12 protein-coding genes are annotated in these 15,509 nt (G+C 69.6%); 8 read left to right on the top strand and 4 right to left on the bottom strand.

From position 1 onward, the window contains the following. Positions 1-552 precede the first annotated feature (552 nt). The 3 genes from CHC05_RS15105 to CHC05_RS15095 all read left to right on the top strand — a co-directional run bounded on the left by CHC05_RS15105 (position 553) and on the right by CHC05_RS15095 (position 3,884). Entirely contained in the window at positions 553-1,797 is a 1,245-nt protein-coding gene (locus CHC05_RS15105) for a chymotrypsin family serine protease (protein WP_144022602.1), read from the top strand. Between the two features lie 205 nt (positions 1,798-2,002). Beyond that, entirely contained in the window at positions 2,003-3,337 is a 1,335-nt protein-coding gene (locus tag CHC05_RS15100; protein WP_179266194.1) for an AfsR/SARP family transcriptional regulator, read from the top strand. 4 nt (positions 3,338-3,341) lie between these two features. After that, the gene (locus CHC05_RS15095; RefSeq protein WP_089249104.1) at positions 3,342-3,884 is read left to right on the top strand and encodes a hypothetical protein; all 543 of its coding nucleotides are present in this window, start codon (positions 3,342-3,344) and stop codon (positions 3,882-3,884) included. A gap of 93 nt (positions 3,885-3,977) precedes the next feature. On the opposite strand, the gene CHC05_RS15090 is transcribed toward CHC05_RS15095, so the two are convergent. The 3 genes from CHC05_RS15090 to CHC05_RS15080 are packed head-to-tail and all read right to left on the bottom strand — an operon-like array spanning position 3,978 to position 6,690. Then, complete coding sequence (locus CHC05_RS15090) at positions 3,978-4,469, bottom strand: HIT family protein (RefSeq protein ID WP_089249102.1); 492 nt, start codon at positions 4,467-4,469, stop codon at positions 3,978-3,980. After that, complete coding sequence (locus CHC05_RS15085) at positions 4,466-5,635, bottom strand: hypothetical protein (RefSeq protein WP_089249100.1); 1,170 nt, start codon at positions 5,633-5,635, stop codon at positions 4,466-4,468. Before CHC05_RS15085 ends, CHC05_RS15090 begins: the two co-directional genes overlap by 4 nt. Positions 5,636-5,658: 23 nt before the next feature. Next, positions 5,659-6,690 (bottom strand): winged helix DNA-binding domain-containing protein, encoded by a 1,032-nt coding sequence (locus CHC05_RS15080; protein WP_089249098.1) that lies wholly within the window; start codon positions 6,688-6,690, stop codon positions 5,659-5,661. A 757-nt stretch (positions 6,691-7,447) separates the two neighbouring features. Between CHC05_RS15080 and CHC05_RS15075 the strand changes: the two genes are divergently transcribed. Next, on the top strand, positions 7,448-10,264 hold the full coding sequence (locus tag CHC05_RS15075) for an ATP-binding protein (protein ID WP_089249096.1): 2,817 nt from the start codon (positions 7,448-7,450) through the stop codon (positions 10,262-10,264). A gap of 376 nt (positions 10,265-10,640) precedes the next feature. Here CHC05_RS15075 and CHC05_RS15070 read toward each other — a convergent pair whose 3' ends face one another. After that, positions 10,641-10,895, bottom strand: a complete 255-nt coding sequence (locus CHC05_RS15070) for a hypothetical protein (RefSeq protein WP_089249094.1) — start codon at positions 10,893-10,895, stop codon at positions 10,641-10,643. Between the two features lie 383 nt (positions 10,896-11,278). Here CHC05_RS15070 and dnaG point away from each other — a divergent pair, with 383 nt between their 5' ends. The 4 genes from dnaG to CHC05_RS15050 all read left to right on the top strand — a co-directional run bounded on the left by dnaG (position 11,279) and on the right by CHC05_RS15050 (position 15,436). Further along, on the top strand, positions 11,279-13,132 hold the full coding sequence (gene dnaG, locus CHC05_RS15065) for a DNA primase (protein WP_089249092.1): 1,854 nt from the start codon (positions 11,279-11,281) through the stop codon (positions 13,130-13,132). A gap of 16 nt (positions 13,133-13,148) precedes the next feature. Continuing rightward, the gene (locus CHC05_RS15060) at positions 13,149-13,679 is read left to right on the top strand and encodes a hypothetical protein (protein ID WP_089249090.1); all 531 of its coding nucleotides are present in this window, start codon (positions 13,149-13,151) and stop codon (positions 13,677-13,679) included. Between the two features lie 66 nt (positions 13,680-13,745). Further along, complete coding sequence (locus tag CHC05_RS15055) at positions 13,746-14,678, top strand: ABC transporter ATP-binding protein (RefSeq protein WP_089249088.1); 933 nt, start codon at positions 13,746-13,748, stop codon at positions 14,676-14,678. Further along, complete coding sequence (locus CHC05_RS15050) at positions 14,678-15,436, top strand: ABC transporter permease (RefSeq protein ID WP_089249086.1); 759 nt, start codon at positions 14,678-14,680, stop codon at positions 15,434-15,436. The genes CHC05_RS15055 and CHC05_RS15050 overlap by 1 nt, the downstream gene beginning before the upstream one ends. The last annotated feature ends 73 nt before the right edge of the window (positions 15,437-15,509 follow it).

The raw sequence follows: 15,509 nt of genomic DNA, 5'->3' as shown, positions 1-15,509 counted from the left end.
GGCTCCCGAACTGGGGGACAACAATGATCGCGCGGTGGCAGGTCCCAGCCTTGCGGTAATGGTCGTGGGCGCGGTCTCCGTCAGGCTCCGTTGTGCGGCAGCGGCAAAGCGCAGGCGCGTACTGGCCGGCACGGAGGTAAACGCGTCAAGGCCCCGCGAGAGGCCAACGCGGCCGCGCCCAGCTGCGACGGCCGCGTGGCAAGCAGGCAACGACCACAACACGTGCCGCTGCGCGAGAAGGTGCCCATCCGCGACAGACGCGTCGCGCAAAGACGCGACGGCAACCGCCGTGCGGCCGTCGACGCGAGCCGCCACCGCCGGGATCGCCCGCAGCCACGCCGGTGGACTGCCCGAAACGCAGCGGGACGGATCGACAAAGTCTCGGCGACGACATCTCGATCTCTGCCCGGTCCGCCGCGTTGTTATCGCGGTCGGGCCCTGCCCGAACAATGATCATGCTCCCGGCCTGCGAATGTACCGCGGCTGCACCGGCGCTGTAACGCGTACCTCGATCGTCTCATAATCGCCGCTGTCTCACAGACTGGGGAAAGCATGAGACCGAACCGACTGGCGCTCGTCCTGTCCGGCATGGCCGTGATGATGCTAACCGGCGGGGTTGCCGACATCGCAACCGCCGCTGCCCCGGCGTCGTGCCGAGTGGATACCAGGACCACCGAGGAGTCCCCCGCATGGCTCTCGTCACCCGCCGGCAAGCGGGTCGTTGAGGCGCTTGCCGGCGAACTCGATCGGCCGACCACCGCTGCCGCAGGCAAGACCGACGGCCTAGACGCGCTGCGCGCGGGCATCATCGGCCGCACCGTCGACCACCAGACGAAGGAAATCGTCGTGGTGATCGACCCGAACCAGCACGACCGGGTCACGCTCGGGCGAGACCTCTCCCAGGTCGCTGACCGCGCCCGCGGCGCTGCCGCCGGTCCCAAGGTGCGTGTCCAGGCTGGCTGCTCGTCCGCGGCCGAGCTCTTGGACGCCAAGCGCATCCTGTCTGCCCGAGACTGGCACCCGCAGGCGGCACAGGCGTCGTTCATGTCCTATCTCGACCCGGCCGACTCGCGCTTCCACGTCGAGGTGGACAAAGCGTACCCGGGCGTCGCCGACGCCCTGCGTGCCCGACTGGGCGACCGGGTTGACGTCACGTTGGGCTTACCGAGCCGCACCGACCGCAACAATGACGCGTCCCCGCACAAGGGCGGCGCGAAGATCAACGACGGCGCCTCGGCTTGCACTTCGGGCTTCGCGGTCCGGCAGTCTGACGGCACCCGCGCGGCCGTCACCGCCGGCCACTGCTTCGATGACTACGCACAGGTGAACTCAGGCAGCCAGTACTACGGCTTTGCGGTCCCGCGGAGGAACTATCCCACCTACGACATGAGACTGGTGACCGCCAACAACCAGTGGTACACCAATGTCATCCACGTCGACCCCTGCTGCCCGAGCGCCCGCACCGTCTGGTACTCGGGAAATCCTGCCGTGAACTCGCTGGTGTGCACCAGCGGCTCCTTCTCCCTAGCCAAGTGCGGCATCCGGGTGCTGAACTGGACCGGGGAATACTGTGATTCCTACGGCTGCACCTGGGGCCTGATAACCGGCCGGCGCGACGACGGCAGCTTCATAGTCCAGAACGGAGACTCCGGAGCGCCGGTCTACAGCAGACCACCCGGCAACAACATTGCCTCGATCCACGGCATGGTCGTAGTCGGGAATGGCTCGACGATGATGGCGGAGCTGATCTCCGGCATCGAGTACAACTTGAACGTCACTGTCGCCACACTTCCCTGACGCTCCTCACCCCCGCACCCGCATCAGATGGCAGCATCGTCTGATGCGGGTGTTCCTTCGCAGCGGAGCCAGGCAACAGCGCCGCCGCCCTGGGATCGCCGGCCCCGACCCGCTTGTTCCGGCATCTTCCACGTACATGGAATAGCCGTGCCTCCGCGCGTTGGGTGCCGGGAGAGTGGGCATACAAACGTTCTGGGGGGAAACCGTGGAGTTCCGGGTCTTGGGCCCGCTGGAGGTGAGCGGCGACGAGGCGGTCCTGCCGTTGGGATCCGCGCAGAAGCCGCGATTGGTGCTGGCCGCATTGTTGTCGCGGGCGGACCAGCCCGTGCAGCTCGACTGGCTTATGAGTGCGGTCTGGGCCGATCACCCGCCGGCGTCCGGACGGAAGAATCTGCAGCACTACGTCCATCAGCTACGCGCGCTGCTGGGTGCCGACCGCATCGCGAGCCATCCGGGCGGCTATCTCATCCACGCCGGGGACGACATGGACGCGGCGCGCTTCCGCCGCATCGCCATGGAGGGGCGCGCGGCGCTCGACGAAAAAGACGCGCACCGGGCGGGCGATCGGCTGCGCGCGGCGCTTGACTTGTGGCGAGGGCCGGCGTACGCCGAGTTCACCGATTGCGCGGCGCTTGTTGGTGAAGCCGCACGCTTGGACGACCTGCGGCTGAGCGTCTACGAGAACTGGGCCCAAGCCGAACTGACGCTGGGGCGTTACGGCACGCCCGTGAGCGAGTTGACGGACCTGCTCCGGGCCCATCCGTACCGGGAAAGCCTGATCGGTTACCTGATGCGGGCGTTGTACGGGGCCGGGCGACAGGCTGATGCGCTACAGGTATTCCGCAAAATGCGGACCTGTTTCATCGAGCAGCTCGGGATCGAACCAGGGCACCAGTTGCAGCGGCTCCACCAGCAGATGCTGCGCGGCGACGAGGAGCTCGCCACCCATGTGGTCGACATTGTCCAAGGCTCGTTGACGGCCAGCGCCAACGATGCGATCGCGGTGCCCGTTCCTCGCGAGCTTCCCGCCGACGTGTCCGGCTTCGCCGGCCGCGAGGATGTTCTCAAGGCGCTCGACGAGTTGCTACCCGGCAATCCGCAGAGCTCCGCCAGACCCGTGGTCATCGCCGCGATCACCGGCACGGCCGGAGTCGGCAAGACGGCCCTGGCCGTCCATTGGGCGCACCGCGTCGCAGAGCAGTTCCCCGACGGGCAGCTATACCTCAACCTCTGTGGACACGCCCAAGGCCGTCCTCTGCGCCCGATCGAAGCACTCACCGCGCTGCTCACCGGCCTCGGAACGCCGCTCGATCAGATCCCGGTCGAGGTCACCGCGGCTGCGGCGCGGTACCGCTCGCACGTCGCGGGACGGCGTGTCCTGATCGTGCTCGACAATGCCGAATCCACGGCCCAGGTCCGCCCACTCCTGGCCGGGAGCTCCGGCTGCCTGGTCCTGATCACCGGCCGCGATCGGCTGACGGGGGCTCGTTGTCCACGAGGGGGCTCGGCGGATCGAACTCGCCGGTTTGACCCCCGATGAGTCTGTGGAGTTGCTCGGTGAGCTGGTCGGGTACCGGCGAATCGTCGCCGAGCCGGACGCCGTCGCCGAGCTGGCCAGCGCGTGCGCCAATCTGCCACTAGCGTTGCGGATAGCTGGCGCCGGCCTAGTCGATCAACCTCGCCGCGGGATCGCTGACTACGTCGCCGAATTGGCCGCCCGCAACTCGATCGTGGCGTTGACCGTCGACGGCGACGAGGACAGCTCCGTCCGCTCCGCGTTCGACCTGTCATATCGCGCGTTACCCGAGTCGGCCCAGCTGATCCCGGGCCGATACACCGCGCACGACCTGCTGCGCCAGTACGCGGCTCACCTCGCGATCGACGAAGACAGCCTCCCTACGCGTACCTCGGCCGTACACCGGCTGTTCGACTGGTTCTCGTCCATGAGTGTCATGGCCAGCAGGCTGCTTCATCCCGAGGTGCTGCGGCTGCCGGTGCGGGAGGAGCTGCCGACCGCTGTGCCAGCCCTGACCGGGGCAGGGCCACGGCCTCGGCAAGATTTCGGAATACCTGGCGAGCCGTGCTGACCACCCAGCTGGGCCATCACCCGCGCCACGTCCTCAGACGACGGTGACGGTCACAGCCGACAGCAACGCGGGGTCAATGTCCGATCGTGCGGGCTAAAGCCTGCGGGTGCCGGCGACGGCGGCTTGCAGCCTCTTGGCCAGGGAGGCCTGCTCCGCCTCGGTCACCGGGAGCACGCCGCGGCTGCTCATGACCGCCGCGAACTGTTGGTCCTCGTAAGGCACGCCAGGCGGCAGTGGTGCGACGTGCCAGTGCACGTGGGCGTTGCCTTGGTGCGAGCCCAGCGACATCAGATAGACCCGCTCTGTCGGCACCACGCCCTTGACGGCCTCCGCGACGTCGTGCACCACCTCGGTGAGGTGCCGGAACAGCGCCCGGTCGCCCGTCACGTCGGTCACGTGTGCGCGCGGCACCACGAGGGTGTAGCCGACCAGCGGTGGGTAGCGGTTGAGGAACGCCGCGCAGGTCTCGTCCTCGTACACGATGTGGTGCCGGTAGTCCGGGTCTCCGCTCAGGGTGGCGCAGACGAAGCAGGGGCCGGTGCGGACCCGCCGCTCGTAGGCCGCCTCGTCGAACGGGACCTTCATCGCTTCAACGACGGTCCGGTGACCGTCGGTGGGCGGGCGCCGAGGAAGAAGATGCCCGGGAAGCCGCTGGTTTCGAAGCCGGCGCTGCGGTTGCCGCTCCAGGTCGTGTTCTCCACCCGCATCGTGCCCGTGCGGTCGTTGCTCACGAAGAAGACTCCGCCGCCGCCTTCTTTGGCTGTGTTGTTCTGCAACTTGGAGCCGGCGATCCGCAGCGTGAACAGGTTGCCGTCCAGGTAGATGGCGCCGCCGCTGCCGCCGCCCGGAGATCCCGAGCGGGCCGGGTTCGCGCCGCTGCCGATCGCCTTGTTGTTGGTGAAGACGCTGTTGAGCACGACCCAGGAGACGCCGATGCTGCTCAGCGCCGCCCCGTTCGAGCAGACACCGCCGGTGAAGGTGCTGCCGACGACGTACACCGGCTGGCCGTTGAACTGGCTCAGCACCCTTATCGCCGCGCCGCCGAGGTCGGGGCCGGACGCGTCGCAGCGGTTGTCCGTGAACTTCGTGTTGACCGCCTTGAACCGGCCACCGCGTACGAAGATCGCGCCTCCGCCACCACCCTCGACAGTCTCCCCGGTCGAGTTGCCGCCCGTGAACGCCAGGTTCTGCACGGTCAGTCGCGGGTGGTCCTGGTCCTGGCAGTGCGAGGTGGTGAAGCCCTGCGCCTCGTCGCACGTGTTCATGTAGAGGATGCGCCGCTTGCCGCCGCCGCTGAGGGTTACCTTGCCGCCGCCGTCGAGCACGATCTTCGGGCCGTTGGCGTTCTTCACCTTCGCGGTCGCGGTCATCGTGATGGTCACCGGATCGGGGCCGCAGTTGAAGGTGATGATCCCGCCGGCCGCCACCGCCTTCACGACGGCGGCCGACGTGCAGCTGGCCTTCGTACCCGTGCCGATCGTGCGGGTGGGTTTGCTGGTGTTCTCCGCGCGGCCCTCGGCCGGGACCGTCGCCTTGCCGCTCGGGTTGCCGAAAGTGGCGGGCTTGGCCGGTGGCTTCGGGGTCGGCCCGCGGCCGATGCCACCCTTGCCCGGCGGTGGGGTGGTCGCGTCGGGGTCCGTCGTGGCCACCCGGTCCTGGGAAGCGGCTCCGTCCGGAACCTGCGCGCCCTGGCCACAGGCCGAGGCCAACAGAGCCACGAGCAGCAGGGGTACGGCGGTCGCGCGGATCATTCGCACGCGGACGACCTTAGGGGTTAAGCGTGGAACTCCGCGAGCCGTTCGCCTTCCGCGTGCAGTCGCTCGCGCTCGGTGGCGGTGAGCGGACGGAACTCGTCGTAGCCGAGCGCGCCGTCGCTGAACTTCCACGTGCCGGCCACCGCGCCGTCGACGAGGAACACCGGGAACGACTGCGGCGCGCGTACGTGGAAGATCCGTTTGCGGAACTCCTCGGGGAGCAGGCCGGAGCGTCGGGCGTGGACCAGCAGCGCGGCGTCCCAGTTGGGCAGGAAGCGGGGTGGCGCGTCCGCGTCACCGTCGGCGATCGGTCCGCCGGCCAGGTCGACGAGCTCGGTGCCCTGCTCATCGCGGTACGTGGTGGTGTCGAGTTCGGCCAGCACCGCCCCGACGGTGGCGACCGGTAGGCCGGCCCAGGTGGCGATCTCCTTGCGCGTGGCGGGGCCGAACCCGGTCAGGTAGCGCCGGACGAGCTGGACACGGCCCGCCTCGACCGTGCCATTTTCCGCGCCGACCCAGTCGTCGGCGAGGGTGTAGAGGTCGGCGCGGCGGCGCTCCCAGGTGCCGCTGGGCGGTTGGCGGACGAGATCCAGCCAGAGGCCGATGCCGCGCCGCCGGTCGGCGCCGATCACCTTGTCGATCTCGGCCTGCTTGAGCGGGCCGTCCGCGAGTGCGGTGCGCAGGGTGGCGGCGGCCGCTTCCATCTCGTCGGCTTTCAGGGTGCCGCGCCAGGCACGCAGGACCTGGGCCCGGCGGTCCGCGCGGATGGCGAGCGCCCAGGGCCAGTAGTCACGCCGGCTGACCACGTGGATGGTCGAGCGCAGCAGGGTGCCCTGGATGATCTCGCGATCGTGCAGCAGTTTGGTAACGGCGTCGCGTTCGACGGGCTCGGCGCGCGACCACAGGCCGATGTAGATCGCGGGTGCGTACTGCGCCTGCAGTCCGGCCATGCGCTCCAGAACCTGGGGGAGATCGGCCTGGGAGCGCTCCAGCAGCAGCTGGCGATGCAGCACGGTCCGGTTGATCTCCGGGCTGGTCAGGGTGCGCGTCACGGCTCTGACACTTTCATATCCGCCAGGTGGCTGATGTCTCGGTGGCGATGTGCGTAGAGGCTGGTTCTCGTGCCAACCGGCCGCCCCACACAACTATGAGCGGCGGTGACCTCTGTGACGATCGGCCTCCGCAGGCGCCGATCCGATAGAGGTTGCCGCCGCCCATGGTCGCGAGGGTTGGCCGGCCCGGAACCCTGCGTCTGAGCAGATTCGATGGTTGCAGCCATCGAATTAGATAGGGCGCAGCCCTTCCGAGGGAGGGGCGGCGCGGGGGACTATACGTCAAGCCAAACGGTGCTGACGACCTTGGAGGCAGCCGCAGCCGAAAAGTGGGATGCCGAATTCACGAACGAGCCGGTGAGAGTCGCGGCCAGGATGCCGACGACCGCTGCTCCCGCAGCAACGGTCCTCGCGGTCCAGGCTGGGAGTCTGCGCTGAGCTTTCATGGCGGGCTCCTAAATGGACAGTTACGCGGTCACCCTGGCCAGGTAGCTGAGTATTGCAAGGTAAACACGATCGATACAACGGGAAGTAGTGGCGCAACTACAGACAGTTGGCGATATGCAACCTGGCTGTTTGTAACCTGGATGGCAGATATGACCGATGTGAAGGGCTTTCGTTTGCCCAACGACGTGCAATCTGCAATTGCTTGACCGCAAAGACCGCATAAACGTGTTTGCTTGATGACCGCAAATATGGTTAAAGCGTCGCGGGATCGGGCGCTCCGAAGGGAGTGGGAGCGGTGGCAGCCTTGCCGATGGCCGCAACCCCAATCGGTCGTGAGCAGCAGGTCGACGCCCTCCACCGGCTCGTGGAGGAGCTGGCGGCCGGCCGCGGCTCAGCGGCGATGGTCGAAGGCGAGCCCGGCATCGGCAAGACCTCGATCGCCCGCGCCGCCGTCAGCCTGGCCCGCGACACCCGCGTGCAGGTCGTATGGGCCGTCTGCGACGAGCTCAGCCAGGCATTCCCATTCCTGCCCCTGCTCGAGGCGCTGCGCAGCCATCCCGACATGCCGGCCGACGAGTACGCGCGCATCTGCGACCTGCTTCGCGCCGACCCCGGCATCGGCAACCGGATGGATGTCATCCCGGCCGCGACAGAGCAATTGCTCGCGCTGTTCGACGACGTCTGTGCCAAGGCGCCGACCATGCTCGTCGTCGACGACCTGCAGTGGGCCGACGTCGCGACGGTGATGACCCTGGGCCGCCTCCTGCGCGGGATCGACCGGACGCGCCTGTTGATCGTGGCCCTCAATCGCACCGTGCCCCGCCGCGACGACCTGCTGGCGCTGCGCCGCGCGATCGAGCCCAACGTGTTCCGCATCGAGAGCCTGCAGGCCGACCAGGTCACGGCGTTCGTCTCCCAGCTCGTCGGCGGCACACCCGGCCCCGGGCTGCTGAAGCTGGCCGCCGGCGCGGGCGGCAACCCGCTCTACCTGACCGAGCTGGTCGACGTCCTGGTCCGCGCCAAGGCTCTCGACCACACCGAGGAGTGCGTCGAGGCACACGACACCGCCACTCCTCGGTCGCTGGCCGCCGCGATCTCCGACCGGCTCGAGTTCATCTCCGGTCCGACCCACGACGTGCTCCGGGTGGCCGCCCTGCTCGGCATCGACTTCTCGGTCAGCGAGCTGGCCGTCGTCTCCGGCCACCGGTTGCAGGACCTGTTGCCCGTCCTGGACGAAGCCATCCTCGCCGGGGTGTTGCTCGAGAACGGCAGCGAGATGGCCTTCCGCCATCCTTTGATCAGGCAATATCTATACGACGCGATGCCCGCCGGCGTACGTGCGGCCTGGCACCGCGACGCGGCCAGGGCCCTGGCCAACAACGGCGCGTCCGCCGAGCGGGTCGCCCGTCAGCTGCGCCCCACCGTCGAGGAAGACGCCGCGGGCAAGGTCGTCGACGCCTGGGTCGTGGGTTGGCTGTCCGACTCGGCACCGCAGCTCGTCGGGCAGGCGCCGCAGGTGGCCATCCCGATGCTGCGCTGGGCCCTCAACGGCACCGCTCCCGGCAACGACGTCTACGACGTGCTGTCTTGCCGACTAGCCGACGCCCTGTTCCGGGTCGGTGACCCGATCAGCGCGACCGACGTCGCCAACACCGCGTTGATGCACGTCCAGCGCCCGGACTCGCTGGTCGATCTGCACTGGACACTCATGCAGTGCCAGGCCCTGGCCGGGCGGTCGCAGGAGTCCCTCGACCCGCTGCGCCGGGCGCTCAACGCGCCGGGCATCGGCCCGCGCCAACGAGCGCGGCTGCTGGTGCTCATCGCCCGCACCTACCGCACACTCGGTCGCGTCGACGCGGCCGGCCGGGTCGCCGAGGAGGCGCTGGAGACCGCGACCGAGGCCGGCGACCGCTTCGGCATGGGCTGGGCACTGTTCGTGCGCACCATCGTGCACGGCATGCGCGGCGAGTCCGAGCAGGCGCTGCCGCTGTTCGACCGTGCGCTCGCGGTGGCCGAGGGTGACCCGGCGCTCGCCGACCTCCGGCTGATCCTCCAGATCAACCAGGCGGTGGCCTTCGGCGTCCTCAACCGTTACGACGACGCGATCCGCCTGGCCGAGCGCGTACGCGACGGAGCCCAGCGCGCCGGCGCCGTCTTCCGCCTGGCCCAGGCCCACTGCGTACTCGGTGAGTTGCTCTTCGACATCGGCAACTGGGACGACGCGCTGGTCGAGATCGACCTGGCGCTCGACGTCTCCAAGGACCCGATGGTCGACTGCTTCCAGCACGGCCTGGCGGCGACGATCCAGCTCCACCGTGGCGAGGCAGACAGCGAACGCCACCTGAAAGCGGCCGACCGCTTCGCCGAGAAGGTGGGCGCACGGATCTGCCGTCCGTTCGCGATGGCCCGGGCCCTGCAGAAGGAGCAGGCCGACGCGCCGGCCGCGGCGCTTGAGATCTTGCTCGACGGCCTCTCCGACCGGGTCCAGGAGTCGGAGGACACGGTCAACATGCTGGCCGACGCGGTGCGCCTGGCCACGATGCTGGGCGACCTGTCGGCGGCCGAGGCGGTCGTCCAGCGGTCGGTGGCCATGGCCCGGGACTCGGTCGGCCCGCACCGCCAGGCGGTCGCCCAGCACTGCCAGAGCCTGCTGGCCAACGATCCGGCCGGCCTGATCGAGGCGGCCAAGGGCTACCGGGAGGCCGGCCGCCCGCTGCCCCGGGCGCAGGCACTGGAGGCCGCGGCGCTGATCCTCGCCGACCGTGGCGACACGTCGGAGGCGCGGGACCTGTTCACCGAGGCCTACGGGCTCTACCAGAAGCTCGGCGCCGAGTGGGACCTGTCCCGCACCCAGGCCACGTTCCGCAACTTCGGCATCCGTCGAGGTCCGCGGGTCCGCCACCGCCAGGCCCGCCGCGGCTGGGAGGCCCTGACCCCGACCGAGATCAAAATCGCGGCGATGGTCGCCCAGGGCATGTCCAACCCGCAGATCGCGGCGCAGCTGTTCCTGTCGCGACGCACGGTGCAGACCCACGTCTCCCACATCCTCGCGAAGCTCGAGCTCTCGTCCCGCATCGACATCGCGCGCGAAGCCGGCCAACGCGAGATCACCCACGTCGTGAGCTGAAGCTCGAACATCTGACAACCCGCGAAGACCCGCTTCTTTACTCGGGTCCGCCGTGGTCCGGACCGGCGCGGACCCGAGTCATTCTGTCTGACATACGGAGACGCCACATCGGGTGGAGGCTTCCCGATGTGGCGTCAGTTCCGTGTCCGTGGAGTCGGTGCGACTTACAGCGGCGGTGCGTCCCGCTGGCCGGGGATGCCTGGCCAGTTGCGGCAGGCGCAGGACCAGCCGCCGAAGCGGCGGCGGGTGCGGAGGGCGCCGAGGCGGGGTGGGCTGGACCCGCATCCGCAGCGGCGGCAGGCACGGCCCGCCGTGGTGGAGCGGCGCCGGCCGAGCCATCGCCCGACCGGCACCGATCCGTACCCGCGACCCAGAGTCAGCCGGCGCGGCATGACCTGGTGACCCGCGCCTCGGGGGTCGGCTTGGAGGCGCCTCGCTGTCGCGGGATGTAAGCGCGCGGTAGGTCGATCTGGTCGACCTCGTCCCGCCCGCCCATGGTGAGCAGGTGGCGGCCCAGGTGGGCGCGGAGGCTCGCCTCCCAGACTCCCTGCTCGATGTGTGGTGGCGCCACCCAGCGATGTGAGCTGTCGCTGTAGTGCAGATGCTCGTCACCACGACCAAGAATGCTCAATGAAGACACCTTCTCCGCCGTTTCCGGCGCCGGCGGTCCCAGCGCTCGACACAAAGCTTCGTCGTGGCGGGTGGCGGAGATAACAGCCACGGGGCGTACTTATGCGCCTGCCTCGGGACCCCGAAATGGCGTACGTATGCAATTGGCCTTCCAGACATGCGCCACCTGGCGGATGTCCGGGTGGCGTTTTGGAGGCAGGCTCGTTTCAACCGAGCGCTAGGTCCTCGCTGACGTACCGCCAAGGGGCTGCGGTGGTGGGAGACACAGGGGACGTGACCGACCCCCCGACGGTCACGCCCCCTGCTCGGGATACGCGTCACACCCACCCCCACCAAGATCCATTCGGCAGGGCAGGATGGAGGCGGACAGGGTGAGGGGAGCGCATGGCAGGCCGGATCCGCGAGGAAGACATCGCGCTGGTTCGCGAGCGGACCGCGATCGCCGACGTCATCTCGGAGCACGTGACGCTCAAGAGCGCCGGCGGCGGCAACCTCAAGGGCCTCTGCCCGTTTCATGACGAGAAGACCCCTTCGTTCACGGTCGCGCCCGGCCGCAACGTCTTCTTCTGCCACGGTTGCGGCAAGGGCGGCGACGCGATCTCGTTCCTGATGGACGTCGACCACCTCACGTTCGTCGAGTCGGTCGAGCGGCTCGCGGCCCAGGCCGGCATCCAGCTGCGCTACGTCGAGGGCGGCCCCGCGCCGATCCGGGCCCAGCAGCAGGGGCAGAAGCAGCGCCTGGTCGCCGCGCACGCCGCCGCCGCCGAGTTCTACGCCGGTCAGCTCACCACCCCCGGTGCCCGGCTGGCCCGCGAGTTCCTCGCCCAGCGCGGTTTCAACCGGGCCGCCGCACAGGACTTCGGCTGCGGTTTCGCACCCGAGGGCTGGGATCCGCTGACCAAGCACCTGCGCCAGCAGGGGTTCACCGGGCAGGAGCTGGTCACCGCCGGGCTGGCTCGCGAGGCCCGCTCCGGTTCGCTGATCGACCGCTTCCGGCGCCGGCTGGTCTGGCCCATCCGTGAGCTGTCCGGCGACATCATCGGCTTCGGCGCGCGCAAGCTGTTCGACGACGACGACGGCCCGAAATACCTCAACACGCCCGAGACGCCGCTCTACAAGAAGTCGCACGTGCTCTACGGCATCGAGCACGCCAAGCGGGAGATCGCGCGGCAGGGTCGGGCGGTGATCGTCGAGGGCTACACCGACGTGATGGCCTGCCACCTGGCCGGCGTCAAGACCGCGGTCGCCACCTGCGGCACCGCGTTCGGCGGCGACCACATCAGCGTGCTGCGCCGGCTGCTGATGGACACCGACGCGTTCGCTGGCGAGATCATCTTTACCTTCGACGGCGACGCCGCGGGTCAGAAGGCGGCGCTGCGGGCGTTCGACGAGGACCAGCGCTTCGTCGGGCGTACGTTCATCGCGGTCAGCCCCGACAACATGGACCCCTGCGACCTGCGCCTGGCCAAGGGTGATCTCGCCGTTCGAGACCTGGTCGCGCGGCGCGAGCCGATGGTCGACTTCGCGCTGCGGCAGATCCTGGGCAAGTTCGACCTCGACACCGTCGACGGCCGGATCGAGGCGATGCGCCGGGCCGCGCCGCTGGTTGCCAAGATCAAAGACCGCGAGAAGCGTCCCGAGTACGTGCGGAAGCTCGCCGGCGACCTCGGCATGGAGATCGAGCCCGTGCAGCGGGCCGTGGCCAACTCGGCGGCTCCGTCCGCCACCGCGACGGCCGCGGCGAACGCGGCCGCGGGGCGCGCCGACTCGCCCCAGGCCCGGGTCGAGCGCGAGGCGCTCAAGCTGGCCATCCAGGTGCCGGTGTTGGCCGGGCCGATGTTCGACGCGATCGACGAAGAGGCGTACTCGACCGTCGAGCTGCGCACCGTCCGCGCCGCGATCGCCGAGGCCGGCGGTGCGGTGAGCGGCACCAGCGGGGTCGTCTGGATCGAGCGGGTACGCGACGCCTGCGGCGACCTGACCGGCAAGGCGCTGGTCGGCGAGCTCGCCGTCGAGCCGATGTTGCGCGACACCGACCCCGACCCGCACTACGTCTCGGTGCTGCTGGCCCGCCTGCAGTGGGGCGCCACCGACGCCCGGATCCGCGACCTGAAGTCGAAGGTGCAGCGGATCAACCCGGTGACCAGCAAGGATCAATATCTGGCCCTGGCCGGCGAGCTGTTCTCCCTGGAGCAGCACGCCCGGGCCCTGCGCGAGCAGGCGGCCGGCGGGCTGTGAGGACGACGCGATGAGCATGTGGGACCTGTTCCGCCGGGCGCCGAAGCTGCCGGCCGATTCCGGGATCACCCTCGACTCCGACGAGCGGGTGATCGCCTGGTCGCGTACCTCTTCGGATGCTTATGTGGTGGCCACCGACCGCGGCCTGCGGCTGCCCGACCGCGACCGGCTCGACTGGCATCAGATCCACAAGGCGGTCTGGTCCGGGCGTGAGCTGACGGTGACCCCGGCATCGGTGGTCGAGCAGCGCGACGGGTACGACGTCATGGCCGACGCTTCTCCGGTGTCGGTGCTGCTGCTGGAGCCGCGCGAGGTGCCCGCACAGGTGCGATCGCGGGTGACGGGCTCGGTCTCGTACACCTCGCATCACGTCGTCGACGGCGGTGTCGGGGTGCGGGTCGTCGGCCGGAAGGTCCGCGGCCGGGACGGGCTGACCTGGTCGGTGCGCTACGACTCGGCTGTGGAGGCGTCCACACCGGACGTCGTGGCGGCGACCGGCGCGCTTGTCGCGGAGGCCCGGGCCGCCACCACGCCTCGGGACCTCTGACCGAAATTCATCAGCGGGCGCTGATATCCGCTGTTCCTTGTCGTACCCCGTCGTTAGGGTCCGCCTGTGACTGAGGGCAGGCCTCTCATCGAGGCGACGGGGCTGGTCAAGCGGTTCGGCTCGTTCACCGCGGTCGACGGCATCGACCTGTCCGTGCGGGCGGGCGAGGCGTTCGGCTTTCTCGGCCCCAACGGCGCGGGCAAGAGCTCGACCATGCGCATGATCGGCTGCGTGTCGCCGGTGACCGCGGGCGAGCTGCGCATCCTCGGCCTCGATCCGGCCCGCGACGGCCCGGCGATCCGGGCCCGGCTCGGCGTCTGCCCACAGAGCGACAACCTCGACCCCGAGCTGACGGTCGCCGAGAACCTGACGACCTACGCGCGGTTCTTCGGCATCCCCCGCAAGGTGGCCCGCGCCCGGGCCGCCGAGCTGCTCGACTTCGTGCAGCTCGGCGAGCGGGCCGGCAGCAAGGTCGAGCCGCTCTCGGGCGGCATGAAACGGCGGCTGACGATCGCCCGCGCGCTGATCAACGAGCCCGAGGTGGTGCTGCTCGACGAGCCGACCACCGGCCTCGACCCGCAGGCCCGCCACCTGGTCTGGGAGCGGCTGTTCCGGCTCAAACAGCGGGGCGTGACACTGGTGCTGACCACCCACTACATGGACGAGGCCGAGCAGCTCTGCGACCGGCTCGTGGTGATGGACGCCGGGCGGATCGTCGCCGAGGGCTCACCGCGCGACCTGATCGCCCGGCACTCGACCCGCGAGGTCGTCGAGCTGCGCTTTCTCGCCGAGTCCCAGGAGGTGTTCGTCGACAAGCTGGCCGGCATCGGGTCCCGGGTGGAGGCGCTGCCCGACCGGGTCCTGCTCTACGTCGACGACGGTGATGCCGCGGTGGCCACGGTGCACGACCGCGCCCTTTCGCCGGCCAGTGTGCTGGTGCGGCGCAGCTCGCTCGAAGACGTCTTCCTGCACCTGACCGGCCGGACCTTGGTCGACTGATGACCGCGACGTTGGCCGTTTTCGAATACCACCTAGTGGGCTACCGCCGCACCTGGCGCGGCTCGGTGTTCGGCTCGTTCCTGCTTCCCCTGCTGACAATGCTGGGCTTCGGCGTAGGCGTCGGCGCCTACATCGCCGGCGGCGTCGGTGGGGTGTCCTACCTCGACTACGTGGTGCCCGGCCTGCTCGCCTCGACGGTCGTCCAGGTGACGATGTTCGAGACGACGTGGCCGGTCCTGGGCAACTTCGAATGGCACAAGATCTACTTCGGCCAGGCCGCGGCGCCGTTGCGGGCAGCCGACATCCTCGGCGGCCACCTGGTCTTCGTACTGTTCCGGGCCGTCCTCTGCGCGGCGCCGTTCCTGCTGATCGCGACGCTGTTCGGCGCGGTCCACTCCTGGTGGGCGCTGGCCACGCTGCCGGTCGTCGCGCTGCTCGCCTTCGCCGTCGCGGCGCCGACGATCGCCTACAGCGCCACCGTCCGCAGCGACAGCTACCTCGCGCTGCTGTTCCGCTTCGCGGTGCTGCCGATGTCACTGTTCGCCGGGGTGTTCTTCCCCGTCGAGTCGATGCCGGTCGGGCTGCGCTGGGTCGCCTACGCGACCCCGCTGTGGCACGGCGTCGACCTGTGCCGGGCCGCCACCCTCGGCGTCGCACCACAGTGGTCCGGGTGGGGGCATGTGGGTTATCTGGCGCTCTGGGCGGCCGCCGGCTGGTGGCTGGCCCGCCGCCGCTTCCAGACAAGGCTGTTCCATTGAAGCCCGATGCCCGGCGCCCTTCGTCGTCGCGCGGCGCCTGGCGCCCGATGCCCGGCGCGCTTCGTTCCGCGCC

Source organism: Asanoa hainanensis (assembly GCF_900188485.1).
In the GTDB taxonomy this organism is placed as follows: Bacteria; Actinomycetota; Actinomycetes; order Mycobacteriales; family Micromonosporaceae; genus Asanoa; species Asanoa hainanensis.
This window is presented reverse-complemented; position numbering and strand designations above follow the sequence as displayed.

Coding starts and splice junctions, on each gene's coding strand:
- CHC05_RS15060 (WP_089249090.1), top strand. CDS start 13,149: ATGTGGGACCTGTTCCGCCGGGCGCCGAAGCTGCCGGCCGATTCCGGG.
- CHC05_RS15050 (WP_089249086.1), top strand. CDS start 14,678: ATGACCGCGACGTTGGCCGTTTTCGAATACCACCTAGTGGGCTACCGC.
- CHC05_RS15075 (WP_089249096.1), top strand. CDS start 7,448: ATGGCCGCAACCCCAATCGGTCGTGAGCAGCAGGTCGACGCCCTCCAC.
- CHC05_RS15090 (WP_089249102.1), bottom strand. CDS start 4,469: ATGAAGGTCCCGTTCGACGAGGCGGCCTACGAGCGGCGGGTCCGCACC.
- CHC05_RS15105 (WP_144022602.1), top strand. CDS start 553: ATGAGACCGAACCGACTGGCGCTCGTCCTGTCCGGCATGGCCGTGATG.
- dnaG (WP_089249092.1), top strand. CDS start 11,279: ATGGCAGGCCGGATCCGCGAGGAAGACATCGCGCTGGTTCGCGAGCGG.
- CHC05_RS15085 (WP_089249100.1), bottom strand. CDS start 5,635: ATGATCCGCGCGACCGCCGTACCCCTGCTGCTCGTGGCTCTGTTGGCC.